At 69.5% G+C, this 18,549-nt stretch carries 16 protein-coding genes; 13 read left to right on the top strand and 3 right to left on the bottom strand.

The genetic code is table 11. From position 1 onward, the window contains the following. The coding region (locus B3I25_RS06230; RefSeq protein WP_286738322.1) for a glycosyltransferase at positions 1–735 on the bottom strand (735 nt) is incomplete at its 3' end. A gap of 114 nt (positions 736–849) precedes the next feature. On the opposite strand from B3I25_RS06230, the gene alr reads away from it, so the two are divergent. The 4 genes from alr to tsaD all read left to right on the top strand — a co-directional run bounded on the left by alr (position 850) and on the right by tsaD (position 5,218). Beyond that, a complete protein-coding gene (gene alr / locus B3I25_RS06225; protein ID WP_286738320.1) occupies positions 850–2,802 on the top strand; it encodes an alanine racemase in 1,953 nt (650 codons plus the stop codon). 106 nt (positions 2,803–2,908) lie between these two features. Beyond that, on the top strand, positions 2,909–3,595 hold the full coding sequence (tsaB, locus tag B3I25_RS06220; protein ID WP_035959476.1) for a tRNA (adenosine(37)-N6)-threonylcarbamoyltransferase complex dimerization subunit type 1 TsaB: 687 nt from the start codon (positions 2,909–2,911) through the stop codon (positions 3,593–3,595). An 11-nt stretch (positions 3,596–3,606) separates the two neighbouring features. After that, entirely contained in the window at positions 3,607–4,152 is a 546-nt protein-coding gene (rimI, locus tag B3I25_RS06215; protein WP_286738318.1) for a ribosomal protein S18-alanine N-acetyltransferase, read from the top strand. Further along, entirely contained in the window at positions 4,139–5,218 is a 1,080-nt protein-coding gene (tsaD, locus tag B3I25_RS06210) for a tRNA (adenosine(37)-N6)-threonylcarbamoyltransferase complex transferase subunit TsaD (protein ID WP_098054353.1), read from the top strand. Before rimI ends, tsaD begins: the two co-directional genes overlap by 14 nt. Before the next feature lie 21 nt (positions 5,219–5,239). Here the strand turns inward: tsaD and B3I25_RS06205 are convergent, their stop codons facing one another. Both B3I25_RS06205 and B3I25_RS06200 read right to left on the bottom strand, forming a co-directional pair. Next, positions 5,240–6,385 carry a glutamate--cysteine ligase gene (locus B3I25_RS06205; RefSeq protein ID WP_064847327.1) on the bottom strand — a complete coding sequence of 382 codons (1,146 nt, stop codon included), beginning with the start codon at positions 6,383–6,385 and terminating at the stop codon, positions 5,240–5,242. A gap of 103 nt (positions 6,386–6,488) precedes the next feature. Continuing rightward, positions 6,489–7,859 (bottom strand): class I SAM-dependent methyltransferase, encoded by a 1,371-nt coding sequence (locus B3I25_RS06200; RefSeq protein ID WP_064847326.1) that lies wholly within the window; start codon positions 7,857–7,859, stop codon positions 6,489–6,491. A gap of 161 nt (positions 7,860–8,020) precedes the next feature. Between B3I25_RS06200 and B3I25_RS06195 the strand changes: the two genes are divergently transcribed. The 9 genes from B3I25_RS06195 to B3I25_RS06155 form a co-directional block, all read left to right on the top strand. Next, positions 8,021–9,001 (top strand): siderophore ABC transporter substrate-binding protein, encoded by a 981-nt coding sequence (locus B3I25_RS06195; RefSeq protein ID WP_286738315.1) that lies wholly within the window; start codon positions 8,021–8,023, stop codon positions 8,999–9,001. A 79-nt stretch (positions 9,002–9,080) separates the two neighbouring features. After that, positions 9,081–10,058, top strand: a complete 978-nt coding sequence (locus B3I25_RS06190) for an ABC transporter permease (protein WP_286738329.1) — start codon at positions 9,081–9,083, stop codon at positions 10,056–10,058. Then, positions 10,051–11,088, top strand: coding sequence for an iron chelate uptake ABC transporter family permease subunit (locus tag B3I25_RS06185; protein ID WP_206399400.1), 1,038 nt, complete (start codon positions 10,051–10,053; stop codon positions 11,086–11,088). Before B3I25_RS06190 ends, B3I25_RS06185 begins: the two co-directional genes overlap by 8 nt. Beyond that, complete coding sequence (locus tag B3I25_RS06180; protein ID WP_193518875.1) at positions 11,085–11,840, top strand: ABC transporter ATP-binding protein; 756 nt, start codon at positions 11,085–11,087, stop codon at positions 11,838–11,840. Before B3I25_RS06185 ends, B3I25_RS06180 begins: the two co-directional genes overlap by 4 nt. Positions 11,841–12,132: 292 nt before the next feature. Further along, entirely contained in the window at positions 12,133–12,429 is a 297-nt protein-coding gene (groES, locus tag B3I25_RS06175) for a co-chaperone GroES (RefSeq protein WP_035959438.1), read from the top strand. Between the two features lie 107 nt (positions 12,430–12,536). Next, positions 12,537–14,120: a chaperonin GroEL gene (gene groL, locus B3I25_RS06170; protein ID WP_064847323.1), complete on the top strand. Its 1,584-nt coding sequence runs from the start codon at positions 12,537–12,539 to the stop codon at positions 14,118–14,120. 230 nt (positions 14,121–14,350) lie between these two features. Next, positions 14,351–16,462 carry an acyltransferase family protein gene (locus B3I25_RS06165; protein ID WP_286738312.1) on the top strand — a complete coding sequence of 704 codons (2,112 nt, stop codon included), beginning with the start codon at positions 14,351–14,353 and terminating at the stop codon, positions 16,460–16,462. 83 nt (positions 16,463–16,545) lie between these two features. Then, positions 16,546–18,042 carry an IMP dehydrogenase gene (gene guaB, locus B3I25_RS06160; protein ID WP_286738327.1) on the top strand — a complete coding sequence of 499 codons (1,497 nt, stop codon included), beginning with the start codon at positions 16,546–16,548 and terminating at the stop codon, positions 18,040–18,042. 43 nt (positions 18,043–18,085) lie between these two features. Next, a partial coding sequence (locus B3I25_RS06155; protein ID WP_286738311.1) for an IMP dehydrogenase occupies positions 18,086–18,549 on the top strand: 464 nt, incomplete at its 3' end.

Here is an 18,549-nt window from a genome sequence, read left to right as displayed (position 1 = left end):
CGCGCGGACCAGGATCTGCTGTCCCTTGAGGGGCTGCATGCGTCCCGCGGACAGGACGGTGAAGGGCCCGTTCCGTAACTCGTCCCGTTCGTCCGGGACCGGCGGGTGGAAGACCTCGGGGTCCACCCCGGGCGGGATCACGACCACGCTCGCCGGATCCGCGCCGTACAGCTCCACGACCTGCCGCTGTTCCGCGGGGGTGTTCACCACGGTGCGGCAGGCGTGGGCGATCAGTTCTCGTTCGGCGGCCTCCCGCTCGGCCGGTTCGGGGGACTCGTCCGATCCGGCGCGCAGGTTCTTGGCGGCGGCGGAGGTGTGCAGGGTCAGGACGAGGGGAGCCCGGAGGAAGCTGGCCACGTGGAGCCCGGCCACGCCGGAGAGCCAGTAGTGGGCGTGCACGACGGGCGCGGCGTCGTCGGCGTAATGCTGTGCGAGGGCCTCGCCGAAGGCACGAGCAAACCGGGGCAGGCCCTCCTTGGGGACCTCTGCGGCGCCCGCGAGCGCCACGGTGAGCAGCCGCACGCCCGGGGCGAGGTCCGTCGTGCGGATGCCGGGGGAATGGGACGGATCGCGATCGAGGGTGGCCATGTCCACGGCCCAGCCCGCGTGGGCGAGCGCGTGGGCTAGGTGCCACACGTACACGTTCATGCCACCGGCGTCCCCGGTCCCGGGCTGGTCCACGGGGGACGTGTGCATGCTCAGCAGCAGGACACGGGGCCGATCGGGAGAGGACACGCGACCAGCCTACTGGGGCGGCGTACCGGGACCGCCCGCCCGGGAACGAGTGCGCGTGACTCGGGCGGCGCCGGGCGCGCCGGCGGCGCAGGGCACAATGGAATGGTGAGTGCGATGACAGACCGACAGCCCCGGCAACCCAGCGAACGCAGCGCGGTGGTGGACCTCTCCGCCGTGCAGCACAACGTGCGGCGCCTCGCGGAACTCGCCCGGGGGCGCACGCTGATCGCCGTGGTCAAGGCAGATGCGTACGGCCACGGGGCGGTTCCGGTGGCGCGCGCGGTGCTCGCCGCCGGCGCCCATATGCTCGGCACGGCGCACGCGTCCGAGGCGGTGGCCCTGCGCGACGCGGGCATCACCGCCCCCGTGCTCGCGTGGCTGCACACCCCTGCCACGGACTTCGAACAGGCGCTGCGACGCGACGTCCGCCTGGGTCTCAACGGGTGGGAGCTCGACGCCGTTCTGGCCGCCGCCCGCGACACGGGCACCCCGGCCACGGTGCACCTGAAACTCGATTCCGGGCTCGGCCGCAACGGTGCCACGGTGGAGGAGTGGCCCGGGTTCGTCGAGCGCGTGGTGGCCGCTCAGAACGCCGGTCTGCTGAGCGTGGAAGGGATCTTCACGCACCTCGCCGTCGCGGACGAACCGCAGCGCGAGGCCGAGACCGTTGCGCAATTACACGCACTCAGCGATGCGGTGCGGATCGCGCGCGACGCGGGCCTGGACCCCACCCTGATCCACGCGGCCAACACCCCCGGATTATTCGGGGCACAGGACATGGCGGACCCCGATCTCGTGCTCCGCGACGCCGTGCGGGTGGGGCTGGGCCTGTACGGGCTGAGCCCGTTCGCGGATCGCACCCCCGAGGACTTCGGCCTGCGCCCGGTCATGACCCTGCGGACCCGTGTGGCCAACGTCAAAGCCGTGCCCGCGGGCCACGGGGTCTCGTACGGTTTCGCGTACCGCACCACCGGGCCCACGCACCTTGCGCTGATCCCGCTGGGCTACGCCGACGGCGTTCCCCGGGTAGCCACGGGCGCCCCCGTGCGGATCGGGGACCGGGTGTACCCCGTGGTGGGGCGGATCGCGATGGACCAGTGCGTCGTGGACCTGTCGCGGGGCGGGGAGCCCGCGGCGTCGTCGTCCGGATCGGAACCGCCCGGAGTGGACTCGTCCGCGGCGGAACCGCCCGTGCGCGTGGGGGACGAGGCCGTGCTGTTCGGGGCGGGGGAGGACCCGTCCGCTACGCGGTGGGCGGATGCCGCGGGGACGATCAACTACGAGATCGTCACGAGGATCTCGCCGCGCGTACCCCGGGAGTACGTGAACGCTCCCGATGCCGACGGCGTCGGAACAGCCGGGAGCGCGGCGGACGGTGCCGCCTGGACCGTGACTCGGCATCCCGACACCGCTCATGACACCCGGGTGCTCGCCGAGCGGGTGGCCGAGCACCTGCGGGCCGGGGACCTGGTCATGCTCAACGGTGACCTCGGCGCCGGGAAGACCACGTTCACCCAGGGGCTCGGCCGGGGCCTCGGCGTGCGCGACGGGATCATATCCCCCACGTTCGTGTTGAGCCGCGTGCACCCCAACGATCCGGACGGGCCCCGCCCGGGCGGACCCGATCTCGTGCACGTGGACGCCTATCGCTTGGACTCCGCGGCGGACGTGGACGACATCGACCTCGAGGACACCGTGGACACGTGCGTGACCGTCGTGGAGTGGGGGACCGGCAAGGTGGAACACCTCAGCGATTCCCGGTTGGTGATCGACATCGTCCGGGCGCGGGGCACGCAGGACGGGCCCGGCTCGGCGGATCCGGTGTCGGACGCGACGGGTGCGGAGTCCACCGTGGGGACCACGGACGGTGAGGACCCCGCGGATCTCAGTGGGGCGGTGCTCTCCGGCGGATCAGGTTCCGACGGAGAGGGCGATTCCCCCTCCGCGGCGGACGTGATCCGCGCCCTCAACGACGAGTGGAAATCCGCGGAGCAACTCAGCGATGAACCGCGCGCGGTGATCGTGCGCGGCTACGGACCCCGTTGGGCGGACCCCCTCCAGTTGTGACCTCGCCACGCAGTGCCGGGGCGAGGGGCGGCCGGAGCCCGGAGTGATGGCGGCGGGCGGTCGCCGGGGCCCGGAGCGGTCGCGGGGCCGGGCTTAGACTGTTCGGGTGCTTGTGCTGAGTCTGGATTCCTCGTCGATTGCGTCCGTGGCACTGTCCCGGGACGGTGAGGTCTTGAGCAGGTTCGACACCGTCGACACCCGATCCCACGCCGAGGCCCTGGCTCCCGCCGTGCACGACCTCATGGCGGAGGCGGGCCTCACCGGCACCGACCTGGACGCCGTTCTCGTGGGCACCGGTCCCGGACCGTTCACGGGTCTGCGCGCGGGACTTGTGACCGGTCGCACCTTGGGCTTTGCATGGGCCCTGCCTGTCCATGGGGTGTGTTCCCTGGACGCGGCGGCGTTCCACGTGGCCCCGGAGGCGCTCGCCGCGGGTCATGCGGAGTTCGTGGTGGTCACCGATGCGCGCCGCAAGGAGCTCTACCGCCGCGACTACCGGGTGCACGAGGACGAGCTCGGACCCGTGATCACCCCGCTGGGCGATCCCCGGGTTGGCCCCCCGGAGGACGTTCCCGCGCTGCCGTGCTACGGCTCCGGTGCGGGGCTCTACCCCGATCGGTTGTCGCACGCGGTCCCGGGATTCTCGGACCTGCACCCCTCCGCCGCAGATCTCGCCCGGGCGGCGTGGGCGATCACGAGCCGCGGCCAGGAACTGAGCACTGACACGTCCCCCCTGTACCTGCGCGATTCCGACGCCAAGGTGCCCGCATCCCCCAAGCGAGCCACCCGATGACGGGCCACCCCATGACGGGAGGGCACGCGGCTGCGGTGGGAGCGGCGTCGTCGTTACCGGCGGGCTACGCGCTGCGCCCCATGCAACCCGGGGACCTCGAGGACGTGTACGCGCTGGAGACCGTCCTGTTCCCCGAGGACGCCTGGCCCCGGCACATGTTCCACGAGGAACTGACCCACCCCACACGGCAGTACTGGGTGCTCACCCGGGACCGGGAGATCGTGGGCTACGCGGGGATGATGAGCATCCCACCGGTCGCGGATGTGCAGACCATCGCGGTCGCGAAGGACCACGAGGGCAAGGGCCTGGGCAGTGCCCTGCTGCGCGTGCTGCACGAGGCCGCGATTCGCAGCGGCGCCACCGAGATAATGCTCGAGGTGCGGGCGGACAATCCGCGGGCACAAGAGCTGTACCGCCACTTCGGCTATCACCACATCCACACCCGGGCGCACTACTACGGGCCCGGCCACGACGCGCTGATCATGCGCTGCGAACTGGTCCCCGCGAAGGAGCCCACCCGCAGCGCGGACGGAAGGACCATTCATGAACACCGCTGAACCGCTCGTCATGGGCATCGAGTCCTCGTGCGACGAGACGGGTATCGGGATCGTGCGGGGCACCGAGCTGCTCACCAACACGGTGTCCTCGTCCATGGCCGAACACGTGCGCTTCGGCGGCGTGATCCCCGAGATCGCCTCGCGCGCGCACCTCGAGGCGTTCGTCCCCGCGGTGCGTGCTGCGCTCGACGACGCCGGTGTGACCCTGGACCAGCTCGACGCGATCGCCGTGACCTCCGGGCCCGGGCTCGCCGGGGCGCTCATGGTAGGCGTCGCGGCGGCCAAGGCACTCGCGGTGGCCACGGGCAAACCCCTGTACGCGATCAACCACCTCGTGGCCCACGTGGGGGTGGGTCTGCTCGACGACCGCGGTGAGCTGCCCGACGGCCTGGGCGCGCTGCTCGTCTCCGGGGGCCACACCGAGATCCTGGCCGTCCCCGACATCACGAGCGACGTGCGGCTCCTGGGCGCCACGATCGACGACGCCGCCGGCGAGGCCTACGACAAGGTCGCCCGCCTGCTCGGCCTCTCCTACCCCGGTGGGCCAGCGATCGACAAGGCCGCGAAGGACGGCGACCCGACGGCTTTCGCGTTCCCCCGGGGGCTGACGGCGGGCAAGTACATGGGGTCGGCCGAGAATCCCGGTCCGCACCGTTACGACATGTCCTTCTCCGGCTTGAAGACGGCCGTGGCCCGCGTGGTCGAGGCGTTCGACGCCGCCGATCAACCCGTCCCCGTGGCGGACGTGGCCGCAAGCTTCCAGGAGTCGGTCGTGGACGTGATCGCGCGCAAGACCGTGCTGGCGTGCACCGAACACGGGATCACCACGCTTCTCATGGGCGGGGGCGTGGCCGCCAATTCCCGGTTGCGAGAGGTCGTGACCGCGCGGTGCGGTGAGCACGGGATTCCCGTGGTGATCCCGCCGCTGTCCCTGTGCACCGACAACGGGGCGATGGTCGCGGCCCTGGGCTCCCGGCTGGTGGCGCAGGGCCGTCAGCCCACCGGGATCTCGTTCACCGCGGACCCCGGCCTGCCGGTGTCCACGGTGTCGATGCCCGCGGCGTAGTCCTGCCGGGCCGTATCCGGATCAGCGTTCCGAGCGGTTGCGCTCCACGATGTCCATGACCACGGCGCGCAGGTCCCCGCCGTTCTCCCGGGCCACGCGCCGTTGGCGCTGATAGCCCACAGCCCCGCTCATCATGGTCTCCACGTGCGCGAGCTCGCGGGCGCAGCCGAGCTCGTCCGCGAGGGGTTCCAGATCGGTGAGCAGATCCGCGAGGTCCTCCGTGACCAGGCGCTCGCGGTTGCGGGTGTCCCGGATCACCACGGCCTCGAGACCGTAGCGCGCGGCGCGCCACTTGTTCTCCTGGTGGTGCCACGGGGGCATCACGGGGATCGTCCCGCCGTCGTTGAGGGAACGGGAGAAGGACTCCACCAGGCACTGCGTCAGTGCGGCGATCGCGCCCACCTCCCGCAGGGTCGAGGGACCGTCGCACACGCGCATCTCCACGGTCCCGAAGCGGGGGACGGGGCGGATGTCCCAGCGGTTCTCGGAGATCTCCTCGATCACGCCGGTCTCGATGAGGTCGTTGACGTAGGACTCGTACTCGCCCCACGTGTCGAAGTGGAAGGGCAGCCCCGCCGTGGACAGCTGCTGGAAGATCAGTGCCCGGTGGGACGCGTACCCCGTGTCCTGGCCGCACCAGTACGGCGAGTTCGCGGACAACGCGAGCAGGTGGGGGTAGTAGTTGAGCAGGCCCTCCAGGACGGGCAGGGCCTTGTCCCGGTGGTCGATGCCCACGTGCACGTGGGCCCCGAAGATCACCATCTGCCGGCCCCAGTACTGCGCGCGGTCCAGGACCTTGAAGTAGCGTTCCTTGTCCACCACGGGCTGGTCCGCCCACTGGGAGAACGGGTGGGTCCCCGCGCCGAAGATCTCGAGGGACCGAGGATCCGTGATTTCCCGGATCCGGTCCTGGGTGTCCGCGAGCTGGTCCACGGCCTCGCCCACGGTGTCGCACACACCGGTCACCATCTCCACGGTGTTCTGCAGGAACTCGCCCGTGACATGGGGGTGGTCCCCCTCCTCACCGAACTGCGGGTGCTGCGCCACGAGGGCATCGAGGACCTCCTGGCCGCGCGGGGCGAGCTCGCCGCTCTCGCGCTCGACCAGGGCGACCTCCCACTCCACACCCAGGGTGGAACGTTCGGAGCTGTGGAAATCAATCTGCACGGCGTGGTCCTCTCATGGGTGCACCGGGATCGGCGGTCGTGACCTGAACCGGGACGTCGTTGCCGACCACCGGGGTGTCGCGCGCGGTCCGAACACAGGGGTATCAGTGTACGAGGTTTACGGCGAGCACCACGCGCCGTTCCTTCCCCGCCTGTTCGAGTCGCGTCATGACCAGGGTCGCTCGCTGCGAACCCCGGGGTGCAAGTTGCTTACGCAGTTGCTCGGGGGTCACGTCCGTGCCGCGTTTCTTGATCTCCAGGGTCCCCACGTCCTGCTCCCGCACCCACTTCTTGAGGGTCTTCACGGTGTGGGGCAGCACCTCGCGCACCTCGTACGCGGTGGCCAGCGGGGTGTGCACGAGCGTGTCCGAGCTCAGGTACGCGATCGCGGGATGGATCAGACGCGCTCCGATGCGCTGCGCGAGATCGGTCACGAGCCCCGCGCGGATCACCGCGCCGTCGGGCTCGTAGAAGTACTGCCCCACCGCGCCCAGCAGTTCCCCTTCCGCCGCGGGCGACTCCCACGTCGCGGAGGTCAGTTCGGCCGCCGACGACGCCGCGGCACCGTCCCGGGATGCGTCACCGCTCCGGCCGTCCCCGGCACCCGGCGCGTCGTCACCCGGCACGAGCGCGTCGTCGGCGGCGCCGGGAAGGCGGGGTGCGCCGTCGTGTCCGAGGACCAGGGCGGCGCGTGCGACGTCCGGGCGGCGCACGGCGTTGAACCACAGCGCGGCCTCCACCACGTCACCGTGCTGTGAGATCCACTGGGCCTCCGCGGCGCGCGGGACGTGCTCGTGGGGGATGCCGGGACCGAGCTTGGCGCCCACGGAGAGCCCCCGGTCCGCGAGGTCCGTAACGAAGGACAGGGGAGGGGAGAAGGCCTCCGGGTCGAACAACCGCCGCGTGCGCCCATGACCCGAGACCCGGCGCGCGGGGTCCAACCACACGCCCTGCGCGGGACCGGACTCAAGGGCGTCCAGGTCCAAGGACTGCGCGTCCGCGCACACGACGCGAGCGCGCGGCCACCCCGTGAGGTTGACGGTCGCCACGGCCGCGGTGACCGGGTCCCGCTCGACCGCGGTGACCGTGCGCTCGAGCGCGGCCAGGGCCAGCGAGTCCGCGCCGATCCCACATCCCAGGTCCACCACGTGCTCGATCCCCGCTTGCGCGAACCGCTGGGCGTGCAGGGCGGCCACCGACCACCGGGTGGCCTGCTCCACACCGTCGCGCGTGAAGACCATATGACGGGCGAAGTCCCCGAACTTGGCGTGGGCCTTGGCGCGCAACCGGGACTGGGTGAGGACCGCGGCCACGAGCTCCGGGTCATGGCCCTGTGCTCGCAGGGACTGGGAGAGCGCGAACGTGGCGTCCGGGTCGTAGGGGCCCAGCGAATCCAGCAGCCGCATCCCCCGCGGGGTCAGCAGCTGGGCGAGGCTGCGGGTCTCGGCGTCGTCGGGGGCGGTGGAGGCGTTCACACGTCCATCACATCACGGCGCGGGGAAGCCGCGGCGAACGCGCGGGCCGCGACGCCCGTCACAGAGCCATTTACATTACGATCCGCATCCCTAATTAGGTTAGGCTCACCTAGTGGCTGGCCGCCCGTAACAGACGACCCCGCGAGATTGCGAGAAGATCCATGTCCATGAACCGATTGATCCCCGGTGTGGCGCTGAGTGCCGTGGCGGCACTGGCCCTCGTGGGATGCGGTGCCAACGCCCAGAACGCCTCCGACACCCAGGCGTCCTCGGCCACCGTGACCGTCACGGACAACAAGGGCGAGCAGACCGTTCCCGCACCGCCGCAGTCCGTGGTGGCCACCGACAACCGGGTGTTCGAGACGCTCGCGGACTGGGGCGTACAGCTCAAGGCCGCCCCCAAGCAGCTGATCCCGAACGGCATCTCCTATGCGAACGACGACGCCGTGGTGGACCTGGGTTCGCACCGTGAACCGAATCTCGAGGCGATCGCCGGGGTGGACCCGGACCTCGTGATCAACGGGCAGCGCTTCGCGCAGTACTACGACGACATCAAAAAGCTCGTCCCGGACGCCGCCATGCTGGAACTGGATCCGCGCGACGATCAGGCGCTGGACGAGGAACTCAAGCGCCAGACCACGGCCCTGGGTGAGGTCTTCGGCAAGCAGGAGGAAGCCCGCCGACTCACCGACGGGCTCGACCAGGCCGCCCAGCGCGCCAAGGACGCCTACGACGGCCAGTCCACGATGGGCGTGATCGTCTCCGGTGGTGACATCGGGTACGTGGCACCGAGCAAGGGACGCACGATCGGCCCGCTGTTCGACATGGTGGGGCTGCAGCCTGCGCTGAAGGTCGAGGGCTCCGACAACCACCAGGGGGACGACATCTCCGTGGAGGCCATCGCCCAGTCCCGCCCGGAACTGCTCATCGTGCTGGACCGTGACGCGGGCGTGAAGACCTCCGAGGGTGCCAGCCCGGCGTCCGAGGTGATCGAGAAGTCCGAGGCCCTCAAGGACGTCCCCGCGGTGAAGAACGGCAACGTGGTCTACCTGCCCGCGGACACCTACACGAACGAGGGGATCCAGACCTACACCGAGATCCTCGACGACATCGCGGAGAAACTGGGAGGCCGGAGCAACTGATCCCTCCCACCCCGCACGACCACCGACGCCCCGCGGGAGCCTCCCGCGGGGCTTCGGCATGATCCAGGAAGCACACGTGATGGTCTCCACTGCACAACGTCCGACCCGCACGGGGGTGGCCCGGGACTGGAAGTTCTGGCTCGCCCTGCTGGTGGTCCTGGGACTGCTCTGGCTGTCCCTGGTCACGGGGATGGCGGACCTTTCGGACGCCCAGGGTGAGCAGTTCCTGGGTCTGACCCGGATTCCCCGCACGGTGGCCCTGGTCCTGGCCGGTGCCGCGATGGCCATGTCCGGGCTGGTCATGCAGTTGCTCACCCAGAACCGGTTCGTGGAACCCACGACCACGGGCACCACCGAGTGGGCCGGGCTGGGGTTGTTGCTCATGATGATCCTGGCCCCGGACGCCGGGTTGAGCGCGCGGATGATCGGCGCGATCGTGGCCGCGTTCGTGGGGACCATGGTGTTCTTCGCGTTCCTGCGCCGGGTTACGCTGCGTTCCTCCCTGATCGTGCCGATCGTGGGGATCATGCTCGGGGCCGTCGTGGGGTCGATCTCCACCTACCTGGCGCTCGTCACGGACCGGTTGCAGAACCTGGGCGTGTGGTTCGCCGGCAGTTTCACGTCCGTGCTGCGCGGCCAGTACGAGACCCTCTGGGTCGTGGCACTCGTGGCGGTGCTCGTGGTCATCACTGCGGACCGGCTCACCGTGGCGGGACTCGGCGAGGACATCGCGACCAACGTGGGATTGAACTACAACCGGATCATCCTGATCGGCACCGGACTCGTGGCCGCGGCCACCGGCGTGGTCACGGTGGTCGTGGGCAATCTGCCGTTCCTGGGGTTGATGGTGCCCAACGTGGTGTCCCTGTTCCGGGGCGACGACCTGCGCTCCAACCTGCCGTGGGTGTGCCTGCTCGGGATCGGCCTGGTCACGGTGTGTGACCTGATCGGGCGCACGATCATCGCGCCGTTCGAGGTCCCCGTGTCCCTGATCCTGGGCATCGTGGGCGCTGCGGTGTTCATCGCCCTGTTGCTGCGAAGCCGGCGCCATGTCTGAGGTGACCGCGCTGCGCCACGACCGGGCGCGCACTGGATCGGGGGCCTTCGTCTCCCCGGCCCACCGCCGCCGCTACTGGATCACCGCGCTGTCCCTGCTCGTGGCGGGACTCGTGTTCTGCGCGGGCATCCTCACGTGGGACAACCCCCTGCCGTTCGGCACCCCGGGGTTCTGGCGGATCGCCGAGTCCCGGGCCACGAGCGTGGTGGTGATCCTGATCGTGGCGGTGAGCCAAGCCATGGCCACGGTCGCGTTCCAGACCGCCGCGAACAACCGGATCATCACGCCGTCGATCATGGGTTTCGAGTCCCTGTACGTGCTCATCCAGACCTCGGCGGTCTACTTCCTGGGTGCGGTGGGGGTCAGTGCGGTGCAGGGGCTGCCGCAGTACGCCCTGCAGGTGAGCCTCATGATCGTGTTCGCGCTGGGGCTCTACGGCTGGTTGCTCTCGGGCAAGTACGCCAACGTGCAGGTGATGCTGCTGATCGGCATCGTCCTGGGCGGCGGGCTCGGCGCGGTGTCCACCTTCATGCAGCGCTTGCTCTCACCGAGCGAGTTCGACGTGCTCAGCGCCCGCTTGTTCGGCTCGGTGGCCAACGCGGATCCCGGGTACTTCCCGCTGGCCGTGCCGCTGTGCGTGGTGGCCACGGTGGCCCTGTACGTGCACTCCCGCACGCTCAACGTCATGGCTATGGGGCGGGACGTGGCCACGAACCTGGGCATGGACCACCGCCGGGAGCTGCTGCTCACCCTGTTCTGGGTGTCCATTCTGATGGCGGTCTCCACGTCCCTGATCGGGCCCATGACGTTCCTGGGGTTCCTCGTGGCGATCCTGGCGTACCAGTTCGCGGACACCCACGACCACCGCTACGTGTTCCCCATGGCCGCGCTGATCGGTTTCGCGGTGCTGTCCGGGGCCTATTTCGTCCTGAAGAACGTCTTCTACGCGGAGGGCGCTGTGTCCATCATCATCGAGCTGGTGGGTGGCAGTGTCTTCCTCTTCGTGATCCTGAGGAGGGGCAGACTGTGATCCAGTTGACCGGACTGGTCAAGGAGTACGGCACGGACTTGGCGATCGGGCCGGTGGATCTGCAGATCCCCGCCGGTGGCGTGACCGCGCTCGTGGGGCCCAACGGCGCGGGGAAGTCCACGCTGTTGACCATGATGGGTCACCTGCTGGGTCCCGAGGCCGGCACCGTGGAGATCGGCGGTCACGACGTGAGCAGGACGCCGCCGCGTGAACTCGCCAAGGTCGTCTCCACGCTGCGCCAGGAGAACCACTTCACCGCGCGGCTCACCGTGCGCCAGCTCGTGGCGCTGGGTCGCTTCCCCTACACGCGTGGGCGGATCACCCGGGACGACGAGCGGATCATCTCCGAGTCGATCGAATTCTTCGACCTGGGACCCCTGCAGAACCGCTACCTGGACCAGCTCTCGGGCGGTCAGCGCCAGCGCGCCTACGTGGCCATGGTGCTGTGCCAGGACACCGAGTACCTCCTGCTGGACGAGCCCCTGAACAACCTGGACATGCGCCACTCGGTGCACATGATGCATCACTTGCGCCGCGTCGCGGACGAGCTCGGACGCACCGTGCTGATCGTGCTGCACGACATCAACTTCGCGAGCCACTACTCGGACTGGATCTGCGCCGTGAAGGACGGTCGCGTGGTGGAGTTCGGCCCGCCCGAGCAGATCATGACGGACGAGACCCTCACGCGCGTGTTCGACACCCCGGTCACGTGCCACGACGGTCCCCACGGGCGGCTCGCGGTCTACTACTGACGCGGCACGGACGGCTCGCCGGCCTCGACTGACGCGGCCGCGGGGACGGCGGCGTCGTACCCGCGGATTGTGCCCAGAGACGAGCGCGGCGGGCGCGCCTTGACCGCGCGCGGCCCGTCTCCCTACAGTGATGATTAGCACTCTCATGGTGAGGGTGCTAAAGGCCAGGCGCTCAATCGGCACCGCGACGACGGTTGGCACGCCAACTGGCCTGTGGCGGACGCGGTCATGGGACCCCATGACACGGCGCGTTCGCACACCGTCTCACACGCCTAGAAGAAAGGGAGAGATCGTGTCGGTCTCCATCAAGCCTCTCGAGGATCGCATCGTGGTTCAGCCGCTGGCCGCTGAACAGACCACCGCTTCCGGTCTGGTCATCCCGGACACCGCCAAGGAGAAGCCGCAGGAAGGCACCGTCCTGGCCGTGGGCCCGGGCCGCGTGGACGACAAGGGCAACCGCATCCCCGTGGACGTCAAGGAGGGTGACGTGGTCATCTTCTCCAAGTACGGCGGGACCGAGGTCAAGTACAACGGCGAGGAGTACCTGGTGCTCCCGGCGCGGGACGTGCTGGCCGTCATCGAGAAGTAATCCCCGCAACGACTTTCGTGCGCGGTGCCCGGACGTTCGCCCGAGAACGGGCCACGCGGGCACCGCGCCGTCATTTCCACACCCTTCTCGTTTCGTAAGGAGCACACATGCCCAAGCAGTTGGTGTTCAACGACGCCGCTCGCAAAGCGCTCGAATCCGGTGTCAACCGACTGGCCGACACCGTCAAGGTCACGCTGGGCCCCCGCGGGCGCAACGTGGTCCTGGACAAGAAGTGGGGCGCACCCACCATCACCAACGACGGCGTGACCATCGCCCGTGAGGTGGAGCTCGAGGATCCGTACGAGAACCTCGGCGCCCAGCTGGCCAAGGAAGTGGCCACCAAGACCAATGACGTCGCCGGTGACGGCACCACCACGGCGACCGTCCTCGCGCAGGCCATCGTCAAGGAGGGTCTGCGCAACGTGGCCGCCGGAGCGGCCCCGGGCGACATCAAGCGCGGCGTGGAAGCGGCCGTGGCCACCGTGGCCCAGCGTCTGCTCGACAACGCCCGCCCCGTGGAGGGCAAGGACGTGGCCCACGTGGCCGCGATCTCCGCGCAGTCCATGGAGATCGGCGAACTGATCGCCCGCGCCTTCGAGACCGTGGGCACGGACGGTGTGATTACCATCGAGGACGGTTCCTCCACCGAGGTGGAGCTGGACGTCACCGAGGGCATGCAGTTCGACAAGGGCTACCTGTCCCCGTCCTTCGTCACGGACCCGGAGCGCCAGGAAGCCGTCCTGGACGACACCTTCGTGCTGCTGTTCCAGGGCAAGATCTCCTCGGTCCAGGACCTCATGCCCGTGCTCGAGAAGGTGCTGCAGGCCAAGAAGCCGCTGACCATCATCGCCGAGGACGTCGAGGGCGAGGCCCTGTCCACCCTGGTGGTCAACAAGCTGCGCGGCACGCTCGACGTCGTGGCCCTGAAGGCCCCCGGTTTCGGTGACCGCCGCAAGGCGATCATGCAGGACCTGGCCGTGCTCACGGATGCGACCGTGATCACCCCCGAGCTCGGCATCTCGCTCGAGGGCGTGGACGTGTCCCAGCTGGGCAACGCCCGCCGGATCACCGTGACCAAGAACCAGACCACGCTCGTGGACGGTGCGGGCTCCTCGGAGGCCGTGGCCGAGCGCGTGGCGGAGATCAAGGCGGAGATCGCCCGCACGGACTCCGAGTGGGACCGTGAGAAGCTCCAGGAGCGCCTCGCGCGCCTGGCCGGTGGCATCTCGGTGATCAAGGTCGGTGCCGCGACCGAGGTCGAGCAGAAGGAACGCAAGCACCGCATCGAGGACGCCGTGTCCTCGACCCGCGCGGCCCTCGAGGAGGGCATCGTGGCCGGCGGCGGTTCCGCGCTGGTCCACGCTTCCAAGGCGCTCGACGGCACGGACCTCGGTCTGACCGGGGACGCGGCTACGGCCGTGACCATCGTGCGGCGCGCACTGACCCAGCCCCTGCGCTGGATCGCGGAGAACGCGGGCCAGGACGGCAACGTCGTCGCGGCGCGTGTGGCGGACCTCGAGCCCGGCAACGGCTACAACGCCCTGACGGACGAGTACGAGGACCTGCTCGCCGCGGGCATCATCGACCCCGTCAAGGTCACCCGTTCCGCTCTGCAGAACGCGGCGTCCATCGCCGCGCTCGTGCTCACCACGGAGACCCTCGTGGCGGAGAAGCAGGACGACGAGGACTGAGTCCTCCCGATCCTTCCGGCAATCGCTGAATGGCCGGCGGCCCGCCCCTTTCGGGGGGTGGGCCGCCGGTCGTCTGTGGTGCTGCGACCGGCGACGGTGCTCGACGTCTGCCCCCGCGCGACCGGGTGGCTCAACCCGCAGGCCGTGCGCGCTGCCCACCCACGGAGACGGGTCGGGGCGGAACCGGGTGCGATGTGATCGGTGCGCCCCGCTGCGTTTAGGCTGACCAGATGCGCATTCCCCCAGCCTTGGATCCCGTTGCCGGTTCATCCCCGCTCCCGGTGGGGCAGCGACCCCGGTGGGCTGCCGGATCCTCCTCCGCGCAACGGGTGCAGCGGTACTCGGGGTTCCGCCCGGAGGTGCAGGGGTTGCGGGCGATCGCGGTGCTGCTCGTGGTCGTCTATCACGTGTTCATGGGCCGGGTGTCCGGTGGTGTGGACGTCTTCCTGCTGATCTCCGCATTCTTCATGACGCTGTCGTTCGTGCGCCGGATCGAGGGCGGCCGACCGCTGGGGCTGGGTCGGTACTGGCTGCACACGTTCAAACGCCTGCTGCCCCTGGCCACGGTGATCATCCTGTTCACCCTGGTGCTCATCTGGCTCGTGTTCCCGCGCACGGACGTCGCGGAGTTCCGGTCCCAGGGCGTGGCCTCGATCCTCTACGTGGAGAACTGGGCGCTCGCGGCGAACGAAGTCAACTACTACGCCGCGGATCATTCGACCGCTTCCCCGTTCCAGCACTTCTGGTCCCTGTCCGTCCAGGGCCAGGTCTTCCTGGTGTGGCCGCTGATCTTCGCGCTCGCGTGGTTCGTCAAACGGCGCACGGGGCGTAACAGCATCCCCGTGCTGGCCGTGTGCTTCGGTCTCGTCTTCGCCGCGTCCCTCACGTTCTCGGTGGTGACGACGGCGACCCAGCAGGAATTCGCGTACTTCGACACCCGTGCCCGACTGTGGGAGTTCGCGCTGGGGTCGCTCATCGCGCTCGCGATCCCGTACCTGCACCCAGGCCGCGTGCTGCGTGTGGTGCTGGGCTGGCTCGGTTTCGTGAGCATGGTCTCGGTCGGTGTGCTCGTGGACGTGCAGGGCGCGTTCCCGGGATGGATCGCGTTGTGGCCGTTGCTGTCGGCGGCGGCGATCATCGTGGCCGGGCAGTCCGGTTCCAGCATCGGTTTCGACCGGTTCCTCTCGTGGGGCCCCATCGTGCGACTGGGGGATGCCGCGTACGCGCTGTACCTCGTCCACTGGCCGCTGCTCATCACCTACCTGGTGATCCGTGAGCGCCCCGAAGCGGGGCCCCGGTCCGGTGTGGCACTCGTGGTGCTCTCGGTCGTACTGGCAATGCTGTTGACCCGGTGGATCGAGACCCCGTTGAAGCGGTGGGCGTGGCCCGAGGCCCGGACATGGCGCATGGGCCTCGTGATCGTGGTGTGCATGGGGCTGGTCACCGCGACCGCCGCGAGTTGGGCCGCCATCGACCGGCACCGCGAGGCACAACTCGAGGCGCAGGCGGAACGGAACAACCCGGGGGCGCGCGTGCTCGACCCAGCGTTCGAGTTCACGGGGGACCCGAACGCCCCCGTCCTGCCACAGTCCATGGGGGACCAGTGGGTGGGACTGCCGCAGGAGTGCAGCGGGCTCTACCGCAGCCTCAACGCCACGGCCCAGGGGTTCTGCCGCCAGATGCCGGAGGTGCGGGACCCGGACAAGGTCGTGGCCGTGGTGGGCAACTCCCACATGGAGCAGTACATGGGCGCGCTGATCCCCGTGGCGGAGGAGGAGAACTGGCAGTTGATCTCCGTGCTGCAACCGGGGTGCGGCTTCGGTGTGGAGGGCCAGTCCGCGGCGTGCCGTGAGGGCAACGAGGCCGCCCTGGAGTACCTCAAGGCCATGCAACCGGACGTGGTGGTCACCACGTCCACACGGTCCGAGCTCATGTCCGGGGAGGACGAGCACGTGGTGACCGGTCTCGAACAGATCGTCCAGGAGCTCACAGCTGACGACATCACGGTCGTGGGGTTCCGGGACAACCCCCGGCTGGACTTCGACCCGACCCGGTGCGCGCAGGAACGCAGCCCCGACGACCCGTTGTGCTCGGTCTCGAGCGACGTTGTGCTCGGGGACCACAACCCCGCCGAGGCGCTCGAGACCATCCCCGGGTTCGTGGGAGTGGACCCCACGCCGCTGGTCTGCCCGCGGGGCGAGTGCGTCCCGGTGATCGGCAACGTGGCGGTGTGGTTGGACTCCCACCACCTCACGTGGGACTACACGCGCAGCATGGCCCCGCTGTTGCACGACACCCTGGTCCGCGCGGTCCAGGTCACACCGGGGGTGGACGCGGAGTGAGCCCTCGGCGGGCGCCGTAGACTGGTGGGGACATTCTCGCGTGAAAGGGATTATTCGTGTCTGAACCCGTGCCCACGGCCCTCATGGACGACCCGTTCGGCTTCACCGGACTGACCTACGACGACGTGCTGTTGCTTCCCGGCAACACGGACGTGATCCCGTCGGAGGCCTCCACCAGGACCCGCTTGTCTCGCAGGATCACGCTGGAGGCTCCCGTGCTCTCCGCCGCGATGGACACCGTCACGGAATCGGCCATGGCCATCTCCATGGCCCGCCAGGGCGGGATCGGCGTGATCCACCGCAACCTGTCCATCCAGGACCAGGCGGACCACGTGGACCGCGTGAAGCGCAGCGAGTCAGGGATGATCACCAATCCCGTGACGGTCTCCCCGGACGCCACTTTGGCCGATCTGGACCGGCTCTGCGGCTACTTCAAGGTCTCCGGCCTGCCCGTGGTGGACGAGAACCAGAAGCTGCTGGGCATCATCACCAACCGTGACACCCGCTACCTGCCCGAGAGCGATTTCGAGACCCGGCTCGTCCGCGACGTCATGACCCCCATGCCGCTGGTCACCGGCAAGGTGGGGATGAGCAAGGACGAGGCGCACGCGCTGCTCGCGAAGCACAAGATCGAGAAGCTGCCCCTGGTGGACGAGCAGGACCGGCTGACCGGGCTGATCACCGTCAAGGACTTCACCAAGGCGGAGCAGTACCCCCTGGCCACCAAGGACGACGAGGGCCGGCTGCGCGTGGGCGCGGCCGTGGGCTTCTTCGGCGACGGCTTCGAGCGCGCCATGGCGCTCGTGGACGCGGGCGTGGACGCCCTGTTCATCGACACTGCCAACGGTCACTCCCAGGGCGTGCTGGACATGATCGCCCGGCTCAAGAAGGACTCCGCCGCCGCCCAGGTGGACATCATCGGCGGGCAGGCCGCGACCCGCGCGGGTGCCCAGGCGATCGTGGATGCCGGCGCGGACGCCGTGAAGGTGGGTGTGGGTCCGGGTTCCATCTGCACGACCCGCGTGATCGCGGGCGTGGGCGTCCCGCAGATCACCGCGATCAACGAGGCCGCCCAGGTCACCATCCCCGCGGGCGTGCCGCTGATCGCCGACGGCGGGCTGCAGTTCTCCGGCGACATCGGCAAGGCGCTCGTGGCCGGTGCGGACTCCGTGATGCTCGGCTCCCTGCTGGCCGGTTGCGACGAGTCCCCCGGGGAACTCGTGTTCGTGGGCGGCAAGCAGTTCAAGGCGTACCGCGGTATGGGCTCGCTCGGGGCCATGCAGTCGCGCGGCAAGAACACGTCCTACTCCAAGGACCGCTACTTCCAGGCGGACGTGGCCGACGACGAGAAGCTCATCCCCGAGGGCATCGAGGGCCAGGTGCCCTATCGCGGGCCGCTCGCGTCCGTGCTGCACCAGTTGGACGGTGGGCTGCGCCAGACCATGTTCTACGTGGGCGCGCACAGCATCGAGGAGCTCAAGCACAAGGGGCGGTTCGTGCGGATCACGCCGGCCGGGCTCAAGGAGTCCCACCCGCACGACATCACCATGACGGTGGAAGCCCCCAACTACAAGCGCTGATCGCGCCAGCCCCCGCGCTCTCCGCGCGGTGAAAGGATCCCTCGTGAGTTACGACATCGAAATCGGGCGCTCCAAGCGGGCACGCCGCACGTTCAGCCTGGACGAGATCGCCCTGGTTCCCTCCCGACGCACGCGCGACCCGCAGGACGTGAGCACCTCGTGGCAGATCGACGCCTACAACTTCGACATCCCCGTGGTGGGTGCGCCCATGGACTCCGTGATGTCCCCGGCCACGGCGATCGCCCTGGGCCGCTGCGGCGGTCTGGGCGTGCTGGACCTCGAGGGCCTGTGGACCCGCTACGAGGACCCGCAGCCCGTCCTGGACGAGATCGCGGACCTCAGCTCTGAAAACCTGCCGCAGTCCACGCGGCGGATGCAGGAGCTGTACTCCGCCCCGATCCAGCCCGAGTTGATCAAGGCCCGGTTGGCCGAGATCCGCGAGTCCGGGGTGATCGTCTCCGGCTCCCTGTCCCCGCAGCGCGTCGTGGAGCACTACCGCACCGTGCT

It is taken from the genome of Kocuria sp. UBA1838, from assembly GCF_002338785.1.
GTDB lineage: Bacteria > Actinomycetota > Actinomycetes > Actinomycetales > Micrococcaceae > Kocuria > Kocuria marina.
This window is presented reverse-complemented; position numbering and strand designations above follow the sequence as displayed.